13 protein-coding genes are annotated in these 21,093 nt (G+C 62.9%); 9 read left to right on the top strand and 4 right to left on the bottom strand.

Annotated elements, in window-relative coordinates:
- The first annotated feature begins 88 nt into the window (after nucleotides 1-88).
- Nucleotides 89-1,144 carry a ketol-acid reductoisomerase gene (gene ilvC / locus AC1AV0_RS04030; RefSeq protein WP_476571335.1) on the top strand — a complete coding sequence of 352 codons (1,056 nt, stop codon included), beginning with the start codon at nucleotides 89-91 and terminating at the stop codon, nucleotides 1,142-1,144.
- A 140-nt stretch (nucleotides 1,145-1,284) separates the two neighbouring features.
- Here ilvC and AC1AV0_RS04025 read toward each other — a convergent pair whose 3' ends face one another.
- Complete coding sequence (locus AC1AV0_RS04025) at nucleotides 1,285-2,322, bottom strand: LacI family DNA-binding transcriptional regulator (protein ID WP_476571333.1); 1,038 nt, start codon at nucleotides 2,320-2,322, stop codon at nucleotides 1,285-1,287.
- Between the two features lie 237 nt (nucleotides 2,323-2,559).
- On the opposite strand from AC1AV0_RS04025, the gene AC1AV0_RS04020 reads away from it, so the two are divergent.
- The 4 genes from AC1AV0_RS04020 to AC1AV0_RS04005 all read left to right on the top strand — a co-directional run bounded on the left by AC1AV0_RS04020 (nucleotide 2,560) and on the right by AC1AV0_RS04005 (nucleotide 7,680).
- Nucleotides 2,560-4,395, top strand: a complete 1,836-nt coding sequence (locus tag AC1AV0_RS04020) for a glycoside hydrolase family 13 protein (RefSeq protein WP_476571637.1) — start codon at nucleotides 2,560-2,562, stop codon at nucleotides 4,393-4,395.
- 19 nt (nucleotides 4,396-4,414) lie between these two features.
- Nucleotides 4,415-5,269 (top strand): carbohydrate ABC transporter permease, encoded by an 855-nt coding sequence (locus tag AC1AV0_RS04015; protein ID WP_476571331.1) that lies wholly within the window; start codon nucleotides 4,415-4,417, stop codon nucleotides 5,267-5,269.
- Nucleotides 5,266-6,105, top strand: coding sequence for a carbohydrate ABC transporter permease (locus tag AC1AV0_RS04010; protein ID WP_476571329.1), 840 nt, complete (start codon nucleotides 5,266-5,268; stop codon nucleotides 6,103-6,105). Before AC1AV0_RS04015 ends, AC1AV0_RS04010 begins: the two co-directional genes overlap by 4 nt.
- 213 nt (nucleotides 6,106-6,318) lie before the next feature.
- Nucleotides 6,319-7,680, top strand: a complete 1,362-nt coding sequence (locus AC1AV0_RS04005; protein ID WP_476571327.1) for an ABC transporter substrate-binding protein — start codon at nucleotides 6,319-6,321, stop codon at nucleotides 7,678-7,680.
- A 243-nt stretch (nucleotides 7,681-7,923) separates the two neighbouring features.
- Here AC1AV0_RS04005 and AC1AV0_RS04000 read toward each other — a convergent pair whose 3' ends face one another.
- From AC1AV0_RS04000 to AC1AV0_RS03990, 3 genes are all read right to left on the bottom strand, one after another.
- Nucleotides 7,924-11,445, bottom strand: coding sequence for a glycoside hydrolase family 2 TIM barrel-domain containing protein (locus tag AC1AV0_RS04000; RefSeq protein ID WP_476571325.1), 3,522 nt, complete (start codon nucleotides 11,443-11,445; stop codon nucleotides 7,924-7,926).
- 446 nt (nucleotides 11,446-11,891) lie between these two features.
- Nucleotides 11,892-13,442, bottom strand: coding sequence for an amino acid permease (locus AC1AV0_RS03995; RefSeq protein ID WP_476571323.1), 1,551 nt, complete (start codon nucleotides 13,440-13,442; stop codon nucleotides 11,892-11,894).
- Nucleotides 13,443-13,465: 23 nt separating this feature from the next.
- Nucleotides 13,466-14,104, bottom strand: a complete 639-nt coding sequence (locus AC1AV0_RS03990; protein ID WP_476571321.1) for a TetR/AcrR family transcriptional regulator — start codon at nucleotides 14,102-14,104, stop codon at nucleotides 13,466-13,468.
- 316 nt (nucleotides 14,105-14,420) lie between these two features.
- Here AC1AV0_RS03990 and AC1AV0_RS03985 point away from each other — a divergent pair, with 316 nt between their 5' ends.
- From AC1AV0_RS03985 to AC1AV0_RS03970, 4 genes are all read left to right on the top strand, one after another.
- Nucleotides 14,421-15,122, top strand: a complete 702-nt coding sequence (locus AC1AV0_RS03985) for an ABC transporter ATP-binding protein (RefSeq protein ID WP_476571319.1) — start codon at nucleotides 14,421-14,423, stop codon at nucleotides 15,120-15,122.
- 54 nt (nucleotides 15,123-15,176) lie between these two features.
- Nucleotides 15,177-18,746: an ABC transporter permease gene (locus AC1AV0_RS03980; RefSeq protein WP_476571317.1), complete on the top strand. Its 3,570-nt coding sequence runs from the start codon at nucleotides 15,177-15,179 to the stop codon at nucleotides 18,744-18,746.
- A 190-nt stretch (nucleotides 18,747-18,936) separates the two neighbouring features.
- Nucleotides 18,937-20,439 (top strand): amino acid permease, encoded by a 1,503-nt coding sequence (locus AC1AV0_RS03975; protein WP_476571315.1) that lies wholly within the window; start codon nucleotides 18,937-18,939, stop codon nucleotides 20,437-20,439.
- A gap of 77 nt (nucleotides 20,440-20,516) precedes the next feature.
- Entirely contained in the window at nucleotides 20,517-21,014 is a 498-nt protein-coding gene (locus tag AC1AV0_RS03970; RefSeq protein WP_476571313.1) for a MarR family winged helix-turn-helix transcriptional regulator, read from the top strand.
- The last annotated feature ends 79 nt before the right edge of the window (nucleotides 21,015-21,093 follow it).

Here is a 21,093-nt window from a genome sequence, read left to right as displayed (position 1 = left end):
CTTGTGACCATCGGTTTGTGTAAAACTGAACTAACATCTGTCGGGCGGCAGACTGCCGTCCACACAACAATTCAAAGGAGTGCCAAGAATGGCAGCAACAATCTGGTACGAGAACGACGGCGATCTGTCCGTGCTCGCTGGCAAGAAGGTCGCGATCATCGGCTACGGCTCCCAGGGCCACGCCCACGCGCTGAACCTGCGTGATTCCGGCGTCGACGTCGTCGTCGGCCTGCGTCCGACCTCGAAGTCCGTCGAGTTCGCCAAGGAGCAGGGCCTTGAGGTCAAGTCCGTGGCCGAGGCGTCCGCCGAAGCCGACGTGATCATGATCCTGGCTCCCGATCAGTACCAGCGCACCATCTGGGCCAACGACATCGAGCCCAACATCAAGCCGGGCGCCGCGCTGGCCTTCGCCCACGGCTTCAACATCCACTACGGCTACATCAAGCCCACCGAGGACCACCCGGTGTTCATGGTCGCCCCGAAGGGCCCGGGCCACATCGTGCGTCGTGAGTACGCCGCCGGCCGTGGCGTGCCGGTCGTCGTGGCCGTCGAGCAGGATCCCCGCGGTGACGGCTGGGCGCTGACCCTGGCCTACGCGAAGGCTCTGGGCGCCCTGCGCGCCGGCGCCATCAAGACCACCTTCAAGGAGGAGACCGAGACCGATCTCTTCGGTGAGCAGAACGTGCTCCTCGGCGGCGTGAACAAGCTCGTCGAGATGGGCTTCGAGGTGCTGACCGACGCTGGCTACCAGCCGGAGATCGCCTACTTCGAGGTGTGCCACGAGCTGAAGATGATCGTCGACCTGATGAACGAAGGCGGCCTGAACAAGGATCGTTGGTCCTGCTCCGACACCGCCCAGTACGGCGATTACGTCAACACCGTCATCGGTGAGGACTGCCGCAAGCGTATGGAGTACCACCTGGCCCGCATCCAGGACGGCTCCTTCGCCAAGGAGTTCATCGACGACCAGGACGCCGGCGCCCCGAAGTTCAAGGCCCTGCAGGAGGAGTACTCCAACGTGCGCATCGAGACCGTCGGTCCGAAGCTGCGCGCCATGTTCTCCTGGAACAACGGCGAGGACGAGGATGCCGATATGGCCAACTCCTTCACCGGCAAGATCGCCCGCGCCCAGGTGCAGGACTGATTCCGTCCGCTAGCCGCGCGACCCGTTTCGCCCGCTAGCTGAGACTTCCAGAAAGGCCGCCGCCCCGATTCGTTCGGAGCGGCGGCCTTTTATGTATTCAGGTATTCATGTGTTGCGCCGGCGCGGCCGAGTTTCGCGGCTTAGGCCACGTTCGGCGCGCGTCCGGTGGTGTCGCGCAATACCAAGGTGGTGGGCTGCACTTCATGGGGGCGCTCAAGGGTTTCGCCCCGCATCAGCGCCAGCGCTTTGCGGGCGGCGCTGTGGCCGAGTTCGATCGGATTCTGATGGATGGTGGTCAGATCGACCACGCGGGAGATCGGCGCATCGTCGAATCCCACAATGGACATGTCTTCCGGGAATCGCATATGCTGGTGGCGCAGTTCCTTCATAAGCGGCACGGCTAGTTCGTCGGTCTCCACAACCAGTCCAGTCGGTCTCAGGGGCGATGCCAGCACGAGCGAGGCCAGTTCCGGCGCCAGCTCGTCCGGTTCGATGGTGTTGGCGTGTGTGTGGGCCGTCAGAATGGTGTATTCGGTGCCGTCGTCCAGCGCGTCGACGGCGCTGGCGAAACAGTCCGCGCGGGTGGTGGTGCTGTAGACCATATCCTGCGGCACATGGTCGCGGACGAACGCGAGTCTGCGATGCCCCAGCGAATGCAGAAGGTTCACGCTTTGCCTCAGGCCGTCGGCGTTGCTGATGGCGATGGAGGCGTCGAATCCGTCGGTCGAGGGGGAGTCGAGTCCGACCACCGGCATGCCCATGGAAGTGAGGCGGTGGTGTAGCTCCGTGGTGAAGGTGAACGATGAGACGATAATCGCGTCCGCATTGCGGTTTTTGGGCAGTTCCGCGAAATAGTGGTCGAGTTGGGCGCGGTTGGTGACGAACGAGGGGATGATGTCGTAGCCTTCGGGGGAGAGCACATCATAGACGCCTTGGAGCACCGACGAGTTGAACCAGCGGTCAAGCGTGCCGGAGACCAGCAGCAGCACACGCATGGTCCGGCCTGAGGCGAGGGCGGATGCACTTTTCGACAGGGTGAAGTTGAGATTGTTGGCCGCCTGCTCCACGCGCAGGCGGGTTTCGGGGGAGACTTTGGAGACGCCGCGCAGGGCTCGGGAGACCGTCGCCTGGGAGACGCCTGCCAGCTGCGCCACATCGCTGATGGTTGCCCTCTCCATGATGAACCTCCTGAACCCTGTGGCTATGTTTACCGCTTCCATAGTAGCGGATGTTAGGAAAAATGCGGTGACACGCCGAGCGTGGATGTAATTTTGCGCACCTTGAGTGCAAGCGCTATCATTTCTATCACCGAACATCAGCAGTGTGGCTGAGAGCCACCAGTCAACGCCGATAAAAAAGAACAAAAAACGCTTATTCTGCAAGGAAAAAGCATGAAGCTGCCGGCTGAAGTAGCAATGAAAGCGCTAGCATCATTCGGCGAAACTAGCACAGTCGCGAGAGGAGATACCGTGTCCGAGAACATCCAGAACGCAGCGGCCGACGATCCGGCCCTGTGGTGGAAGCAGGCCGTGGTGTACCAGGTGTATCCGCGGTCCTTCAAAGACTCAACCGGCTCCGGTCTTGGCGACATCGCCGGCGTGACCAGCGAAATCCCCTACCTCAAGCGGCTCGGCGTCGACGCCATCTGGCTGAGCCCCTTCTACCCCAGCCAGCTCGCCGACGGCGGCTACGACGTGGATGACTATCGCAACGTGGACCCCAAGCTCGGCACCATGGATGACTTCGACGAACTCGCCCGAACCGCCCACCAGGCCGGCATCAAAATCGTCGTGGACATCGTTCCCAACCACAGCTCCAACCTGCACGAATGGTTCCAGGCCGCCCTCGCCGCCGGCCCCGGTTCCCCCGAACGCGACCGCTACATCTTCCGCGACGGGCGCGGCGAACACGGCGAGCTGCCTCCCACCGACTGGGTGGCCAGCTTCGGCGGCCCCGCATGGACGCGCGTGAGCGACGGCCAGTGGTATCTGCACATGTTCACCGTCGAGCAGCCCGACTGGAACTGGAACAATCCCGAAGTGCGCGCCGACTTCCTCACAACCCTGCGGTTCTGGCTCGACCATGGCGCCGACGGCTTCCGCGTGGATGTGGCGCACGGCCTGGCCAAAGACCTCGACCGCGACGACCTCGATGACTGGGGTATCATCCTGCCCTCCCTGCCGTCCGACGGTAGCCATCCGCTGTACGACCGCGACGATGTGCACGAGATCTACCGCGAATGGCGCGAAGTGTTCAACGAATACGATCCGCCGGCCTTCGCCGTCGCCGAAGCGTGGGTGAACCCTGAACGCCAGCATCTGTACGCCTCCACCGACGAACTCGGCCAGGTGTTCAACTTCGAATTCGCCAAAACCGACTGGATCCGCGACGCCATGCATCTCGCCATCGAAGAGGGGCTCGACTCCGCGCGCGTCTCCGGCTCCACCGCCACCTGGGTGATGAGCAACCACGACGTGCCGCGTCACGCCTCCCGCTACGGCCTGCCGCAGATGCCGGCCGCCTCGCACCATCAGGTCGTCAAGGACTGGCTGCTGCGCAACGGCACCTCGTACAAGGAGGACCGCGAGGTCGGCACCCGCCGCGCCCGCGCCGCCATCCTCATGGAACTGGCGCTGCCCGGCTCCGCCTACATCTACCAAGGCGAGGAGCTCGGCCTGTTCGAAGTGGCGGATATCCCCTGGGACCAGCTCGAGGACCCGACCGCATTCCACACCGCCCGTCACCAGCTCGAAAAGGGGCGTGATGGCTGCCGTGTGCCGCTTCCGTGGAAGTCCAGCGACGAGGATGGAACCGCCGGCTACGGATTCTCTCCGGCGATTCAGGTCGTCGGCGCCGGCGTCACCGCCGAACAGGCCGGCTGCCCCGCTTTGCCTCCGCACCTGCCCCAGCCCGCCTGGTATGCGGACCTCGCCGCCGACGTGCAGGAGAGCGACCCCGATTCCATGCTGAATCTGTACCGCCGCGCGCTTGAGCTGCGTCACCGGTACATGCCGCAAGACACGGACCTCATCTGGCTGGACGAGGACCGTGCCTCGGACGCACGCGACGGCGCCGACGGGCAGCATGGCGGCGTCATCGCCTACCGCCGTTCCAACGGTTGGGCGAGCATCACGAATTTTGGCGAGACGCCGATCGCGCTGCCGGCGGGAGAACCGCTGCTGGCCTCCGGCGCGCTCGCCGAAGACGGTCGTCTGCCGCAAGACACGACCGTGTGGTTGTTGATGGATTGAGAGAAAGGTCGAATCGAAGATGATTACCATGACCGGCAAAACGATACGTAGGTGGTGGGCGTTGTTCGCACTGCCCACGTTCGCCGCGTTCGTGATCGGGTTCGTGGTGCCGTTCGTGATGGGCGTGTACCTGAGCTTCTGCAATTTCACCACGGTCACGGACGCCGAGTTCACCGGGTTGGAGAACTACGTGCGGGCCCTGCAGGATAGTGAGTTCCTGCGCTCGCTGGTGTTCACCACGCTGATGACGATTGTGACGACGGTGGTGATCAATGTGGCCGCGTTCGCGATCGCGTACATGCTCACCAAGAAGATCAAGGGCTCCACGATTTTCCGTTCGGTGTTTTTCATGCCGAACCTCATCGGCGGCATCATCCTGGGTTACATCTGGCTGCTGTTGCTCAACGGCGTGCTGGCGCACTGGTCGCGCTCGATCACCTATTCGGGCGTGTACGGCTTCTGGGGCATCGTGATTTTGGTGTGCTGGCAGCAGATCGGCTACATGATGATCATCTACATCGCCGGCCTGCAGTCCCTGCCCACCGACGTGCTCGAGGCCGCGGCCGTGGACGGCGCGACCGGATCGCAGACCATGTTCAAGATCATCGTGCCGTTGATGATGCCGAGCATCACCGTGTGCTCCTTCCTGACCGTGACCAACGGCTTCAAGCTTTTCGACCAGAACCTCGCCCTGACCAATGGCGCGCCGAGCAACACGTCCGAGGGCATCGCGCTGAACATCTACCGCACCTTCTACGGCCGTGTGGGCTGGGAAGGCGTGGGCCAGGCGAAGGCGGTGCTGTTCTTCGTGCTGGTGGCCGTGATCGCAGTCATTCAGAACAAACTCACCACCAGCAAGGAGGTGTCCGCGTGAACAGCGAAACCGTCAAGCATCCCCGCCTGTGGACCGTGTTCTTCTCACTGGTCTCGATTGTGTGGGTGTTCCCCATCGTCCTGGTTCTGATCAACTCCTTCAAACAGAAGGCCTACATCTCCAAGGACGCGTTCTCCCTGCCCACGGGCAAGGCCTTCGTCGGCTTCGATAACTACGTGCGAGGCGTCGAGACCACCGACCTGTTCGCCAGCTTCGGATGGACTGTGGTCACCACCGTCGGTTCGGTGCTGCTGATTCTGCTATGCACCTCGATGTGCGCGTGGTGGATCGTGCGCGTGAACAATTGGGCGGCCAAGTCCCTGTATGTGCTGTTCCTGTTCAATATGATCGTGCCCTTCCAGATGGTGATGTTCACCCTCTCCAAGCTCGCCGACATGCTGGGGCTCAACACCCCTTGGGGTCTGTGGATCGTCTACCTGGGCTTCGGCGCGGGCCTTGCGGTGTTCATCTTCACCGGCGTGGTCAAGGGCATTCCGGTCGAGCTGGAGGAGTCCGCGATGATCGACGGCGCGAGTGTGCCGCGCATCTTCTTCCAAATCGTGGTGCCGATTATGCGCCCCTCGATTATCTCGGTGGCGATTCTGCAGGCCATGTGGATCTGGAACGACTACCTGCTGCCCTACCTCACGCTGGACCTGCGCCGCTTCAAGACCATGAGCATCGCTATCCAGTACTTGAAGGGCGGTTACGGCTCCGTGGACATGGGCGCCATGATGGCCTGTCTCGTCCTGGCGATCATCCCCATCATCGTCTTCTACATGCTCTGCCAAAAACACATTATCAAGGGGGTAATGGCTGGCGCGGTGAAGGGCTGATGCCCTTCACATGGACAGGCCGGTGGCCTGTCCATAGCGCCAGCCTGAGCCGGCCCGGCAGGGTCGGCGAAGGTAGCGTTGAGCCCGCCGGAGGCGGTCAATAATTGCAGGGCCGGAGGCGGGGCGGTGAAGGGCTGACTCATCGCCCCGCCACCCCCCACACACACGACATAACTGAATATCCACCATCCAACAAGGAAGTAAGGAAGAGAAATGAACAATCTGAAGAAGGCCGTCGCGGTTGTCGCCGCGCTTGCCATGGGCGTCGGATTCGCCGGCTGCGGCAGCAGTAACGCCGATCCCAGCAAGGGGCATGTCTACTTCATGAACAGCAAGTCCGAAATCGTCGACCAGCTGGAGGAGCTCGCCGCGACGTACACCGAGGAAACCGGCGTGCAGGTGGACATCCAGACGGCCACCGCGGGCACCTACGACTCCACGATGACCTCCGAGCTGGCCAAGTCGAACGCGCCGACGATGTTCAACATCTCCGGCTACGACCAGTTCGCCAAGTATCAGGACTATGTGGAGCCGCTGCAGGACACCGAGGTGTACAACCTGCTCACCGATGAGGGCAAGGCCTACTCCTACAAGGTGGGCGAGAACGCCTACACCCTGCCGTACGCGGCCGAATGGTACGGCATCATCTACAACAAGGCGATTCTCGAGGAATACTGCGCCAAGGACTACGCGGTGATCGACTCCGCCGACGACATCACCGACTACGACACCTTCAAGGAGGTCGTGGAAAGCATCCAGGAGCATAAGGACGACCTCGGCCTCGACGGCGCCATCGCCACGCCTGGCCTCGACTCCTCCGACACCTACCGCTTCACCGCGCATATGGCCCGCCTGCCGATCTACTACGAGTACAAGGATCTGAACACCACGTTCTCCAGCGAGATCGAAGGCACCTACCTCGACAACTACAAGGATCTCTTTGATCTTGAGCTCAACAACAGCCCGACCGAGGCCGGTCTGATCAGCTCGATGACCTACGACGACTGCACCTCCGAATTCGCGTTGGGTTCGGTGGCATTCTATCCGAACGGCGTGTGGGCTTATACCCAAATCAAGGACAACGAGGTGGCCGATGAGGACCTCGGCATGCTTCCGTACTTCATGGGCATCGAAGGCGAGGAGGAGAACGGTGTGGCCGGCGTGTACGACGCCAGCTGGGCTGTGAACAAGAACGCCAGCGATCTGGACAAGCAGGCCACGCTCGACTTCATCGAATGGCTGGTCACCGATGAGGAAGCTCAGCAGGTGCTTGCCAAGGATATGGGCTTCTCCGTGCCGTTCACCACCTTCGGCGACGACATGCAGCCGGACAACCCGCTCACCGAGGCCGCTCGCGCCTACGCCGAGGCCGGCAAGACGGAGATCCGCAGCTTCACCGTGCCGGATCAGCAGTGGCAGGACGGCATCTCCAACGCGTTGGTCGAATACGCGCAGGGCACCGGCGAATGGTCCGCGGTCGAGACCGCCTTCGTCGACGGCTGGTCCACTGAGTGGGCCAACAACGAGCAGACCCTCGGCACCGTGCCGGAGGCCACCGCCTTCGACGCTCAGTAGTCGATAGCGACGGCGCGTCTCCGCGCACCCAATCACACAGGGGCTTCGCCACCGCGGAGCCCCTATTCGTTATCCCGAGCGCGACCGAGACGTCTTGGGGCGGATGCGTCCGTGACATCTTGGGTCGGGAGCACTTGGGATCCCTCGACTGCGCTGCGCTCCGCTCGGGATGACGAATAGCCATGACCATCGTCATCCCGAGCGAAGTCGAGGGATCTCTACGGGTAAAGCGTCAGTCGACGTCTACCGTTCGGCGAGGGCGGGGCGGAACATCGCCGAGAAGGTGAAGCGTGGCTCGTCCAGCTGGTATTGCGCGGCGAGTCTGGGGCCACAGCTGTTCGATCCGATGCCCGACTGGCGGTAGTCCACACAGACGACGGTGGAGTCGGCGCGCTCCAACTCGGCGTTATGCGCCTTGCGCGTCAGCTCCTCAGCCGTGTACGGCAGGGCTTGGAAGTCGAAAGTGCCCAAGCCGTCCGCCGCGGTGCCGGAGCCGGCCAGCACGGTGAGCTCGCACTCGTCGTCGGCCAACCGCGCCCAATCGCAGTCGTGATGGTTGCCGTTCTCCTGCGGCTTGATATACGGCTCGAACAGCGAATCCACCGTCCCCTCGAACACGCCGTGCCAGCTGGAGCGGCGCTTGTCGACGTAGCTTTCGTTCGGTCCCAGTCCGCAGTAGCCCACCTGATCCATCCGCTTCGGCACGAACAGACGCACGCCGAAACGCGGCAGGAACGGGAAGGCCGTATCGCGCTCCACGTCCATCTTCAGCTCGACCGCGCCGGAGGGATGGATGGTCCACACGGCGTCGATGTCGGCGATGCGCTGCACCACCGGAGCGACCAGTGCCATCTGCGCCCTGATCACCACCGGGCGGGAGGCGCGTTCGGCCGTCGCGTCCTCACCCTCATCTGCGGCCGCCGCCACCTCGTAGGCGCGGGCGTAGGCGTGGTCGTATTGCGCGCGCATCCATTCGGCCTTGACGTACTGGTCGTTGTCGGTCGGTGCGCGCCAAACGTTCAGCTCCATCGGGCGGTCCAGCAGCGCGCGGTTGCGGTAGACCATCGAAGCAAACAGGCCGGTGCGGCGGTCGAGCGCATACCGGAAATCCTCGCCTTCAATCACCAGTTCGGCACCGCATTCGCGCACCGTCGGCGTGGCGTGCGCGCCGCTGGCGCGACCCGCCTCGATCGCCTCGTCGCTGAGATAATCCTCCATCCACTCGCCCGCACGCCCGGCGGCGAGCTCGCGGGTGGCCAGCGCGATCTGATTGCGGTTGTCCTCGGTGGGCACGGCGATCTCGTCGAATCCCAGCTCGAATAGTTCGGGCATCAGCTCCACGCCATGCGCGTGGACGGCGTGCGGCGTGAGATACCGCAACACCACGGTGATGCGGCCCGTCACGTCATCCGGAATATCCAATCCGCTCAGCGAAACCTTACCCTCGCAGTGCGGCTTGATGGCGTCCAGCTGCGCCTGATCGTCGTCGTCGAACAGATAATACGAGTCGAGCTCGCCGTCGAAATACAGCTCGACCAGCACTCGCGCCGCCTCGCCCAGCGTGAGGAAATCCATATAGTTGTGCAGCGTCACAGTCGCGCTGGCACGGTCGAAATCCACCACTCGCGCCGGGCGGTACACGTTGCGGAACTCCGCCAGACCGGTGTGGGGCGTGCGGTCGGGGTAGACCAGGCCGTCCATGCAGAAGTTGCCGTCGTGCGGATACTCGCCCGAATCGCCACCGTATGCGTATTCTCGCCGGCCGGCCGCGTTGGTGCCGCGGTCGATCGCATGGTCGCACCATTCCCAGATGAAGCCGCCCACCAGACCGGGGTAGCGCTGGATGCGGGTGAAATAATCCTCCAGATCGCCCGGTCCGTTGCCCATCGCATGGCAGAATTCGCACAGGATGTACGGTTTGACGCCATTGTCGCCGTCGTCGCCGTTCGACCCGTCGCCGCGCGGGCCCTCCGCGGAGAAATACTCGTCGATGGACTCCACCGTGGCGTACATGCGCGAATGCATGTCGAGATTGCTGAAGTCGTAGGTCGCGCGGGCCAGCCCCTCATCCAGAATGCCGGTCGGCGCGGAGACGCTGCCCGTGGGCTCTTCCGGGACGCTCGGCGTGGGCAGGGCGGCATCGGCGGTCGCGTTGGCGCCGGCCTCGTCCAGTCGCGCGTCGGAGATGTATCGCGCCGACTCGTAGTGGGTCAGGCGGGTCGGGTCGAAGGCCTTCGTCCATGCCAGCGCCGCCTCGAACGTGCAGCCGTACGCGCATTCGTTGCCCATGGACCAGATGATGATGGATGCGTGGTTCTTGTCGCGCTCCACGCTGCGTTGCGTGCGGTCCACGGTGGATTGGGTCCATGCGGGATTGTCCGCGATGAGACGGTTCCAGCGCTTCAGGCTCGCCGACTGGCTCATGTCGGGGTCGATGGCCGAGCTGGTGCCGTGGCTTTCGTTGTCCGCCTCCGCGCACACGAAGAAGCCGAGACGGTCGAACAGGTCGTAGAAATGCGGGGCGTTCGGATAATGGCTGGTGCGGATCGAGTTGACGTTATGCTGCTTCATCAGCGTCAGGTCGGTCAGCATCTGCTGCTCGCTGATCACCGGCCCGGTCACGGGATCGGAATCATGCCGGTTCACGCCATGCAGTTTGATCGGACGGCGGTTCACGGTGATCACCTCGTGGCCGTCTGTCAGAATTTTGCCCACCTCGCGCACGCCGACCAGCGAGGTGATCGTCTCATGCTCGGTTTCCAGCACCAGCGTGTACAGATACGGATCCTCCGCATTCCACAGATGCGGATTTTCGATTGCGATGGACAGCATGCGTGCGGGAGCGTCCGTCAATTCCGCCGCGTCTGCCGCGCTCGCATCGGGCCCAGAGGTATCCGCCACGTAACGAGCGGAACCCACCTCGCGTCCGTCGGAGTCGAACAGGCTCGCCGCAACCGCCGTCTCGCCTCCCAGGAACGCAAGCTCAACCGACACGTCGGCGCGAACCGGGTCAGGCGCATCGGACGCATCGGGCGCATCCGCCCAGGTGATCGGAGTGCGGACGAAATAATCCCAAATCGTGAGCTCAGGGCGGGCCAGCAGGTACACATCGCGGAAGATGCCCGACATGCGGAACTTATCCTGATCCTCCAAATAGCTGCCGTCGCACCATTTGAGCACCAACACGGCGAGCGTGTTGCCGCCCGGCTCCAGCACGTCGGTCACGTCGAATTCGCTGGTGGAGTGCGAAACCTGCGTATAGCCCACGAACACGCCGTTCACCCACACATAACAGCAGGAATCCACGCCTTCGAAGTTGAGGAAGGCGCGCGGCGCGGCCGGATCGGGCGTCCACTCGAAGTCGGTCAGATACACGCCGCACGGATTGTCCTGCGGCACGAAGGGCGGGTCGAGCGGGAACGGATAGTTGATATTCGTGTACTGATGGCCGTCGAAGCCCTGCGTCTGCCATACGCTCGGCACCGCGATCGTGCCGAAGCCGGCCGCCGGATCCGCGTTGAAACCCTGGTCGCAGAACGCGGGCTCATGACGCTGGTGCGCGCGCTGGACCTCCGCGTCAAGATCCCAAATGCTCGGATAATAGCGAAAATCCCAGTCGCCGTTGAGCAGCGTGAAGCGGTCGGAATCGGCGCGGCGTTCGCCGACCGTGTCCATGCGCTGCGAGGCCGGCACGTAATACGCGCGGTTCGGCATGGTTCCGACGTGCAGATGGTTGAGGTCCTCGTAATACCGTTCGATGAACATCGCTGTTCCGCTCCTTAAGATTCCCGTGACGCACGCATGCCGGCGCCGCGTTCCATTATGGCAAGTCCTCCGTCAAGGCACGCACAAGACGCGCCAGTCAAATAAGAATCAAATACCAGTCAAATAAAGAATCGTTGGAAAATAGCCGTTTTGTGGATGTGATTACCGTTTTTCCAAGTTGCGAGTCAAATAAGAATTCGCATATGAGCGTGGTGGGTGAAGGTCGCTCCGTTCCGCGCGATGCCGTTCTATGTCGTCATGCCGAGCGGAGTCGAGGCATCTCAGATGCGCTATGTCTGAGACCTTTGCGCCTCGCTGCGCTCCGCTCAGAATGACGGGGTATTTCACTTGAAATGACAAGTGTGGACGGCCATCCAAAATGACGAATGCCGCAGTCGGCCGGGTTCGCACCGGTCGGCTGCGGCATTCGCGGAGAATGGCGATTCCTACTTGCGCTTGGCTTGCGTGAGCTGGTAGGCGGACAGCAGGATGGCCAGCCAGATCACACCGGCGATGACGGCGACTCGATAGCTGTCGGAGAAGCACATCAGCACCACGACCAGCGCGAGGAACGCGAGCGTCACCCACGGAGTCACGCGCGCGAACGGCAGCTTGAAGTGGATGGCGTCCAGCGCCTCCTGCCCGGATTTGCCGGCCAGCGCGGAATCGGCGGGGGAGCGGCCCGCGGCGACCATGGTGCGGAAGCGCATTTCGGTGATCATAATCATCGTCCAGTTGATGATGCCGGCGATGGTGGCGATGGACATGAGATAGTTGAACGCGAACGTCGGCCACAGGAACACGACCACCACGGCGACGGCGGTGATCGCCGCGGAAGCGAGCACGCCCGCCACCGGCACGCCGCGCTTGTTGAGCCTGCCGAGGAATGCGGGCGCGTTGCCCTGGCGGGCCAGCGAATACAGCATGCGCGAGTTGGCGTACAGGCCGGAATTGTAGACGCTCATCACGGCGGTCAGGCACACGAAGTTGAGGATGCCGGCGGCCGCGTGGATGCCAACCGAGTCGAAGATCTGCACAAACGGGCTGGTCTGCCCGTCGATGGTGTTCCACGGCACCACGGCCATGATCACGCCGAGCGCGACGATGTAGAACACGAGAATGCGCCAGACGATGCCGTTGGTGGCCTTCGGAATCGTGACGCGCGGATTCTCCGTTTCGCCCGCGGTGATGCCGATGAGCTCGGTGCCGCCGAAGCTGAACATCACCACCACCAGCGCCATCAGCAGGCCGGTCCATGAACCGTCGTCCGCGCGCGACATCAGGCCATTCGGCAGGAATCCGTCGCCTGCGGTGAACCAGTTGGCGAAGGAGGCGCGCACGCCCGAGGCGGTGGGCAGCGCGAAAACCAACACGGCGAGGCCGCCGAGAATCATGGCGACCACGGCCACGATTTTGATGATCGCGAACCAGAATTCGAATTCGCCGAATTTGCTCACGCCCAGCAGATTCGCGGCCGTGATGATGACGAGGAACACCGCCGCCGACACCCATTGCGGAATCGCGGGGAACCAGTAGTTCACGAACGAGCCGACCACGGCCAGCTCCACCATGGAGACGAGAATGTAATTGAACCAGTAGTTCCAGCCCGACACGAAGCCCGCGCGCTTCGACCAGTATTGGGTCGCGTAATAGCTGAACGCGCCCGCCTTCGGGTCCTCGACCGACATCTCGCTCAGCGCGCGCACGATCATGAAGATCGCGATGCCGCCGACCAGATACGCCAGCAGAATCGACGGTCCCGCCAGCGCGATCGATTCGCTGGAGCCGTAGAACAGGCCCGTGCCGATGGCGCCGCCCAACGCGATGAGCTGGATGTGGCGGTTCTTCAGGCTTTTGCGCAGCGTGCCGGGCACCGGCGGCTCGGTGTGGTCGATATGCGCGGTGCTTGTGCTTGCCGCCTGCGCGCCGGCGGGATTGCTTTCGTTCATGGTCACCTTCTTCTTGAACAATGCTCCCGCCATTCTACGGTCGGGCATCCCGCGTCGCCTCGCGTCGTTCGCTATGCGTCGGAATGTGCCGTGAAGCAACGCGGATCACTATGTTTCACGGTACATTCCGACGGGGTGTCGGAGGCGGCGGGCAACGTCATCGCGCAGATGGTGCGGGCGATGGTGTCGGCCGGGGCGGCCAGGTCGGTGGACAGCCAGTATTGCAGCAGGCCGATTGATCCGGAGACCGCGAAACGCATGCGCATTTCGGCCTCGGCCGGATCGGCGCTGTATGGCTGCAGCTGGGCCGCCACGTCACGCCGTGAGTAGATGAGCCCCAGCAACTGCTGTTGGAAGCCAAGGTCGGCTTTGGGGCTCATCAGCACTTGCAGATGGTTGCGGTTGTCGGCGATGTATTGGCAGATGCGTGCGATGATGTGCTCGATGCCGGCCTGGTCGGGCTGGCTGAGCAGTTGGTCGAGCGCGCCGCGCACCCAGGCGATGGTGTCGTCTTCGATGTCGTGCAGCAGGTCTTCGAGGCCGTCGTAATGCGCGTAGAAGGTGGAGCGGTTCACGTCGGCGCGCTCGCAGAGCTGTTTGACGGAGATCTGCGCGAGCGTGCGGTCGGCGAGCAGCTCCATCAGCGCGTCCCGCATGGCCTGGCGGGTATACCGTGTGCGTCGGCTTTCCGTGAGTGTCTTCGCTGACATGATGACTCTTTCGTTCGATGCCGTTCCGTCGGAATGTGCCGTGAAACATCGCAAACCGCTGTGTTTCACGGTACATTCCGACGGGGGTAGTTCAGGAGATCCCGTGAAACAGTGTGGATTGGTATGTTTCACGGTACATTCTGACGGGGGTGTTGGGCTGGGAAGATGCTGGGCTGGGCTGGGGTGGAAGTGGCCGGGCTGGGCGTGCGGCTTCGTGGCCGACAAACTGCGGAGCGACTGTTGGTTGCGAAACCGACACGGTGTTGTTTTACTGAATCGTAGCAGACGCAATGGCATGGTGGGAAGGCGGTGCACGATGGCCTACATCGAATTCGACCGGGTGATCAAGGAATATCCTTCCGGCGGCACGGTCATCCGCGCGCTCGACGAGGCGAGCTTCACCGCGGACGAAGGTAAGCTCACCGTGATCCTTGGGCAGTCCGGCGCAGGTAAAACCACCGCGTTGAACATTCTGGGCGGCATGGATACCGCCACCTCGGGCCGGGTGGTCGTCGGCGGCCGCGACATCACCGAACTGAAGAAACGCGACCTGATCGGCTACCGCCGCACCGACATCGGCTTCGTGTTCCAGTTCTACAATCTGGTGCCGAACCTCACCGCGCTTGAGAACGTGGAACTCGCCTCGCAAATCTGCGAGGACCATTTCGACCCCGCCCAAACATTGGCCAAAGTGGGGTTGGGCGATCGCCTCAACAACTTTCCCGCTCAGCTTTCGGGCGGCGAGCAGCAGCGCGTGTCCATCGCGCGCGCGATCGCGAAGAAGCCGAAGCTGCTGCTGTGCGACGAGCCGACCGGCGCATTGGATTACGAAACCGGCAAGGACGTGCTGCAGCTGCTGCAGGACATCTGCCGCGACGAGAATATGACCGTGATGATCATCACCCACAATTCGGCGCTGGCGCCGATGGCGCATAAGGTGGTCCGTTTCCGTTCCGGCAAGGTGACGGGCCAGGAGGAGCATCCCACGCCGACCCCCATCGCCGACATCGAATGGTAGGTGGTGACGGTGGCATTCCGGCGCGCAGCGAGCGTGAAACATAGCGTGAAACACATGAGACAAGGCGTGAAACACCCCGTGAAACATCGTATGGGCGGTGTCTCCGGCGGGGCGTTCGCCAAAGACACGGTGCGCGCCTGGCTGCGCGGCTGGAAACGCTTCCTCTCCATCGCGGTGATTTCGATGCTGGGAGTGGCCGTACTCACCGGCATCTACGCCGGCTGCCGCGACATGTTCCACGCCGCCGACCGACTGTACGACGCGCAAGGACTGCATGATATCCAAGTGCTCTCCACCTATGGTCTGACCGACGACGACGTGGCCGCCCTCAAGAAGGTGGAGGGCGTTCAGACCGTGCAGGCCGAACGCACGCAAAGCGTGGCCACCAAAGTCGCCGGCACCAGCAAAAACGTGACGATGACCGAAATCGGCACCAAAGGACTCGACCAGCCGTACCTGCAGGAAGGCCGCATGCCCGAGAAGGCGGGCGAGGTGGCCGTCACGGAGAAGTTCCTCGTCGACTCCGGATATGAGATCGGCGACACCCTCACCGTCACCCCCACTGATGATGAGGAATCCGTTATTGACTCGGTTGGCTCCGGTTCGTCTGACTCGTCTGATTCCGGCGCGGCCGGCTCCGACGACTTCGGCGCTTCCGACAGCGCCACCGACTCCGACGACGCCGATGAGGATGAGGAGACGGCCCCGTCCTTTCCGACGAAACTCACCATCACCGGCATGGTGCTTGATCCCAAGGATCTGACCAACCCGACCGGCTACAGCACCGCCGCGTTCCGTAGCCCCACCACCGCCGACTATTATTTCTTCACCTCAAGCGACGGTGTGAGCGGCAACGTCTACACCGCCATCAGCCTGACCGTCGAGGGCGCCGCGGACGAGGACTCCTTCTCCGACTCCTACGAGGAGACCGTTGAGCAGGTCGTCGACCGCATCGAAAACACCGTGCAGGACCAGCAGCAGAAAGACCGCCGCCAGCGCATCGTAGACGAGGCGCAATCCCAACTCGACGAAGCGGAACAAGACGCGCTCGCCCAACTCGATGACGCCCAACGCCAGATCGACGAACAGCGCGCCCAACTCGAAGAGAACAAATCCACCCTCGCCGCAAGCCGCGAACAACTCGAATCCCAACAAGCGCAGATCTCATCCGGCGAAAGCCAGATCGCGCAGGCGCGCTCGCAGATCGCGTCCGGCCGTCAGCAAATCTCGCAAGGTCGCCAGCAGATCGCGCAGGCGCGCGCCGAACTCGAATCCGGCCAACAGCAGCTCGCCTCCGCCCGCGCGCAGCTGGACGCGGCCCAACAAACCCTGACCAGCAACCTCACCCAAGTCAACCAAGGCATCGCCCAAATCGACCAGATGCTGCCGCTGGCCGAGCAAGCGCTCACCGTGCTGGACCAGCTGCCCGAAGACGATATCGACCAAGCCACCTGGGAACGGATCGCGAGCATTCTCACCGCGCTCGGCATCCCCGTCGACCCCACCACGCCGCCAGTCAACGGAATCGGCGATCTCAAACAGCAACTCGCGCAAAGCGTGGAGCAGATGCAGACGCAGCGCGACCAACTCGTGGGAAACCTCGACCAACTCAACGAGGGGCAGTCGCAACTCGACGAGCAGAACGCGCAACTAACCGCCAAGGAGAACGAGGCCGCGGCGGGCGCCGCCGAACTCAACCAACAGTCGACCGCCTTGGAAGAGCAATCCGCACAACTCGAGGCGCAGGCCACCCAATTGGAGGAGCAGGCCGCGCAGCTCGCCTCCGGCAAACAGCAGTTGGAATCGGGACTCAAGCAGTTGGAGGACGGCGAGGAGCAGCTCGCGGACGGCGAGAAACAGCTCGCCGACGCGCAAAGCGAACTCGACGACCAGCGCCAGCAAGCCGAGGACGAGTTCGCCAAACAGCAGCAGACCATCGACGATATCGCCTCCGCCCGCTGGTATGTGCAAACCCGCTCGTCGATCGGCGGATTTAGCGCGCTCGAATCCGACGTCAGCTCCATCCAATCCATCGGATACGCCTTCCCCGTCGTGTTCCTGCTTGTCGCCGTGCTGATGAGCCTGACCACCATGACCCGCATGGTGGAGGAGGAGCGCTCGCTGGCCGGCACCTTCACCGCGCTCGGCTACGGCAGCCGCGTCATCGCTCTGCGATACCTGCTGTTCGCCACGCTCGCCTGCCTGGTCGGCGGCGCGCTGGGCCTGCTGCTCGGATTCCTCGGCATCCCCTCCTTCCTGCTGCTCGTGTTGGAGGATATGTATGTGATCCCCGGCATCATCCTCGAATACGACTGGCTGTATGGTTCCGCCGGCATCGCGCTGTTCCTCGTGGGCGTGCTTGTGGCCACCGCCGTGGCCTGCGCGGGCGAACTCAAACATACCCCGGCCGAACTCATGCGTCCCAAAGCTCCCAAAGCCGGCGCGCGCGTGCTGCTCGAACGCATCAAACCGTTGTGGCGGCGGCTGGGATTCCTCAACAAAGTCACCGTGCGCAACCTGTTCCGCTTCAAAAGCCGCCTGATCATGACCGTCGGCGGCGTGGCCGGCTGCACCGCGCTTATCGTGTGCGGGCTGGCCATCAGCGACACCGTCGACACCCTCGGCCCCAAGCAATACGAAGACATCTACCAGTACGACCTGATGGTGGTGGCCAACGACGATTCCGCCGACGAGCTGCGCGCCCGCGTCGCCGCCGACTCCCAAGTCGACGAGACGCTGAGCCTGCGTGTGGAAAGCGGCGAACTGCAATCCGACTCCGGCAGCGAAACCGTCCAGCTAATGATCGTGCCGGACGGCAGCGAGGGCGCGCTCGGCGAGATGATCACCCTGCAGGACGCGACGGATACCCGCGAAACGCTTGTGCTGGACAACGGCGGCGTGATCGTCTCCCAGTCCGCGGCCAACGCCTTCGATATCCAGGCGGGCGACCACATCTCTCTGGTGGACGGCGACATGCGCCACGGCACAGCCACGGTCGCCGCCGTCTCGCGCAACCTCATCGGCTCCGACGTGTACATCAGCGAGGATACGTACCGGCAGGCCTTCGACGTGCAGGCGCCGCTCACCCTCAACGCCATGCTCGCCACGCTCGACGGCACGGCCGACGAGAAGATCGCCTACGCCGACGAGCTGAAAACCGACACCGCCGTGCTCTCCGCCATCAGCTGCGACGATATGGAACGCAGCTTCACCTTCGAACTCATGGCGGCCGTCGTGGCGCTGATCGTCGCGCTCGCCGGCAGCCTCGCGCTGGTGGTGCTGTTCACGCTGGCGAACACGAACGTCTCCGAACGTGTGCGCGAGATGGCCACGCTTAAGGTGCTCGGCTTCTACGACCGCGAGGTGCATACCTACGTGAACAAGGAGATGATGATTCTGACCCTCGCGGGCATCGCCGTGGGACTGCCGCTCGGCCGGGTGGTCGGCGGCATGCTCACCGCCGTGCTCAACATGCCGAGCATCTACTTCGAGGTGTCGGTGCACTGGTGGAGCTATGCGATCGCGGCCGCCACGACGCTGGTGTTTGCGTTGGCAGTGCAGCTGCTCACCAATCCGGTGCTCGACCGCATCGACCCGGTCAGCTCCCTCAAATCCGTGGAGTAGGGTTTCGGCGTCACATGGTGCGGTGGGCTGATTTTCCGCCGTTTCTGTGGCATCGCACCATGGGAAGTGCCGTACTATGGGCGCCACCGCGCGATGGAATGCACGATGTACCGCACGATGGGCCGTGTGATGTACCGCACGATGGGCCGCGTGTTCGGTTCGTAACATAAGCGGGGTAGGTTGGCTCCTTATGACCGCATCGAAGAACACCACTGGCCAGCTCGCCTCCGTCGAGAGTCTGGATGAGAACAACGAGATGAACCGTGGCCTGACGAACCGCCATGTGCAGTTCATCGCCATCGGCGGCACCATCGGCACCGGCCTGTTTTTGGGGTCCGGCAAGTCCATCAGCCTCACCGGCCCGAGCATCGTGTTCGTGTATATCGCGGTGGGCATCATCATGTTCTTCCTGATGCGCGCCATCGGTGAGATGATGTACCGCGACCCGAGCCAGCATACGTTCATCAACTTCATCACGCGCTACCTCGGCAACGGCTGGGGGCATTTCGCCGGATGGTCGTATTGGGTGGCGTTGGTGCTGCTCGGCATGACCGAGATCACCGCCGTCTCCACGTATTTCGTCACCTTCTTCGACACCTTCGGCATCGACCTGAGCTCATGGAAGTGGCTGATCGAGCTGTGCTTCCTCGTGGTGCTCGTCTCGATCAACCTCATCGCCGTCAAGGTGTTCGGCGAGGTGGAATTCTGGTTCTCGATGATCAAAATCACGCTGATCGTCGCGATGATCGCCACCGCCGTGGTCATGGTGGTGATCGGCTTCCAATACCCGGCCGTGCAGATCGAAGGCATGGACCATGCGAGCCCCGCCGGGCAGGCGAGCGTTTCCAATCTGATCGACGGATTCTCCATCGCACCGAACGGTTGGCTGGCGTTCCTCATGAGCTTCCAGATGGTGTTCTTCGCCTACGAGATGATTGAATTCGTGGGCGTCACCGTCTCCGAAACGCAGAATCCGCGCAAGGTGCTGCCCAAGGCGATCAACGAGATCATCGTGCGCGTGCTCATCTTCTATGTGGGCGCGCTGGTGGCCATTATGTGCATTGTGCCGTGGACCACGTTCCAGCCGAACGACGACGGCTCCTTCGCCTCGCCGTTCATTATGGTGTTCCAGTACGCGGGCCTCAACTGGGCGTCCGCGCTCGTGTTCTTCGTGGTGATCACCGCGGCCTCGTCCGCGCTCAACTCGCTGCTGTACTCCGCCGGCCGCCACCTCTACCAGCTGGCCGCCGAATCCCATTCGCCCGCTCTGAATAAGCTGGGCATCGTCTCCGAGCGCAAGGTGCCGGCCCGCGCGATCATCGCCTCGGCCGCCCTGATCATCCTCTCCCCGGTGGTTAACGCGTTCCCGCAGATTTCCAGCGCGTTCGTGCTGTTCTCGTCCGCCAGCTCGGCTGTGTTCCTGTTCATCTACATCCTCACGATGATCGCGCACCGCGGTTACCGCCGCAGCGGCGACTTCATCGCCGACGGTTTCGTGATGCCGGCGTGGAAGTGGCTCAACACCATCGCCATCGTGTTCTTCGTGTTCGTGTACGCCACGCTGTTCCTCGCCGACGATACACGCGGCTCCGCCATCGCCGGCTTGGTGTGGCTGGTCGCGTTCGGCGGCTACTGCTGGCTGCGTGAACGGTATCGCAGCCGCGACCTCAAAGCCGCCTTGCGACGCGGCTAAGGAAAGGCATAATCTCGCACACGGCGAATAGTAAACACCGTAAGATATTATGATGGGTGTTTGCGAAAGGAGTGGATATGTCGTCGTGGGAGCTTGAGGCCTTGGACGAGCTGATGTCAGGGGTTCGCGAGCGGCGTTCGGTGATGGCGGAGCGGGTCAGCCGTTCCGTGAAAGGCGAGCCGTTCGCGCTGCGCGAGCTGTCCACCCATGGCACGATGACGCCATCGCAGCTGGCCGCGGCGATGAAAAGCAGTTCCGGGCGCGTGTCCGCGCTGCTGGCCTCGATGGAGAAAAAGGGTTATATCACGCGCGAAATCGATCCTGATGATCGGCGTAATATTCTGGTCAATCTCACGGATGCGGGGCGCGCGAAAAGCGAGGAGCGCGCCGAGGAGATGCGCTCGATGATGTGCTGGGTGTTCCAGCAGATGGGGCAGCGCCGCACGCGGGAGTTCGTCGATCTGGTCGTGGAGTTCATGACTTACGCCTCGCTGTGCGCCCCGGGCGAGCCGCGCCCGACCCAAGAGCAGATCGACAAGGCGTTCGCAGAGGCTTCGTCCGCTTCGGCGGAGTGAATTCAGCATCTCGGTGAAGATCGTTTCGCTGGGAGCGTGGAGTGCGTGTCTAAGCCTGTCATAGGCTATGTGTCGTCCA

This window comes from Bifidobacterium sp. LH_558 (genome assembly GCF_056356295.1).
The sequence above is the reverse complement of the archived record's forward strand: the minus strand, read 5'-3'. Positions and strand labels throughout refer to the sequence as shown.

Excerpts from the sequence above, each read along its gene's own strand:
- AC1AV0_RS04020 (WP_476571637.1), top strand. The coding sequence starts at position 2,560 with ATGAAAGCGCTAGCATCATTCGGCGAAACTAGCACAGTCGCGAGAGGA.
- AC1AV0_RS03985 (WP_476571319.1), top strand. The coding sequence starts at position 14,421 with ATGGCCTACATCGAATTCGACCGGGTGATCAAGGAATATCCTTCCGGC.
- AC1AV0_RS04005 (WP_476571327.1), top strand. The coding sequence starts at position 6,319 with ATGAACAATCTGAAGAAGGCCGTCGCGGTTGTCGCCGCGCTTGCCATG.
- AC1AV0_RS03970 (WP_476571313.1), top strand. The coding sequence starts at position 20,517 with ATGTCGTCGTGGGAGCTTGAGGCCTTGGACGAGCTGATGTCAGGGGTT.
- AC1AV0_RS03990 (WP_476571321.1), bottom strand. The coding sequence starts at position 14,104 with ATGTCAGCGAAGACACTCACGGAAAGCCGACGCACACGGTATACCCGC.
- ilvC (WP_476571335.1), top strand. The coding sequence starts at position 89 with ATGGCAGCAACAATCTGGTACGAGAACGACGGCGATCTGTCCGTGCTC.
- AC1AV0_RS03980 (WP_476571317.1), top strand. The coding sequence starts at position 15,177 with ATGAGACAAGGCGTGAAACACCCCGTGAAACATCGTATGGGCGGTGTC.
- AC1AV0_RS03975 (WP_476571315.1), top strand. The coding sequence starts at position 18,937 with ATGACCGCATCGAAGAACACCACTGGCCAGCTCGCCTCCGTCGAGAGT.
- AC1AV0_RS04015 (WP_476571331.1), top strand. The coding sequence starts at position 4,415 with ATGATTACCATGACCGGCAAAACGATACGTAGGTGGTGGGCGTTGTTC.
- AC1AV0_RS03995 (WP_476571323.1), bottom strand. The coding sequence starts at position 13,442 with ATGCCCGACCGTAGAATGGCGGGAGCATTGTTCAAGAAGAAGGTGACC.
- AC1AV0_RS04000 (WP_476571325.1), bottom strand. The coding sequence starts at position 11,445 with ATGTTCATCGAACGGTATTACGAGGACCTCAACCATCTGCACGTCGGA.
- AC1AV0_RS04025 (WP_476571333.1), bottom strand. The coding sequence starts at position 2,322 with ATGGAGAGGGCAACCATCAGCGATGTGGCGCAGCTGGCAGGCGTCTCC.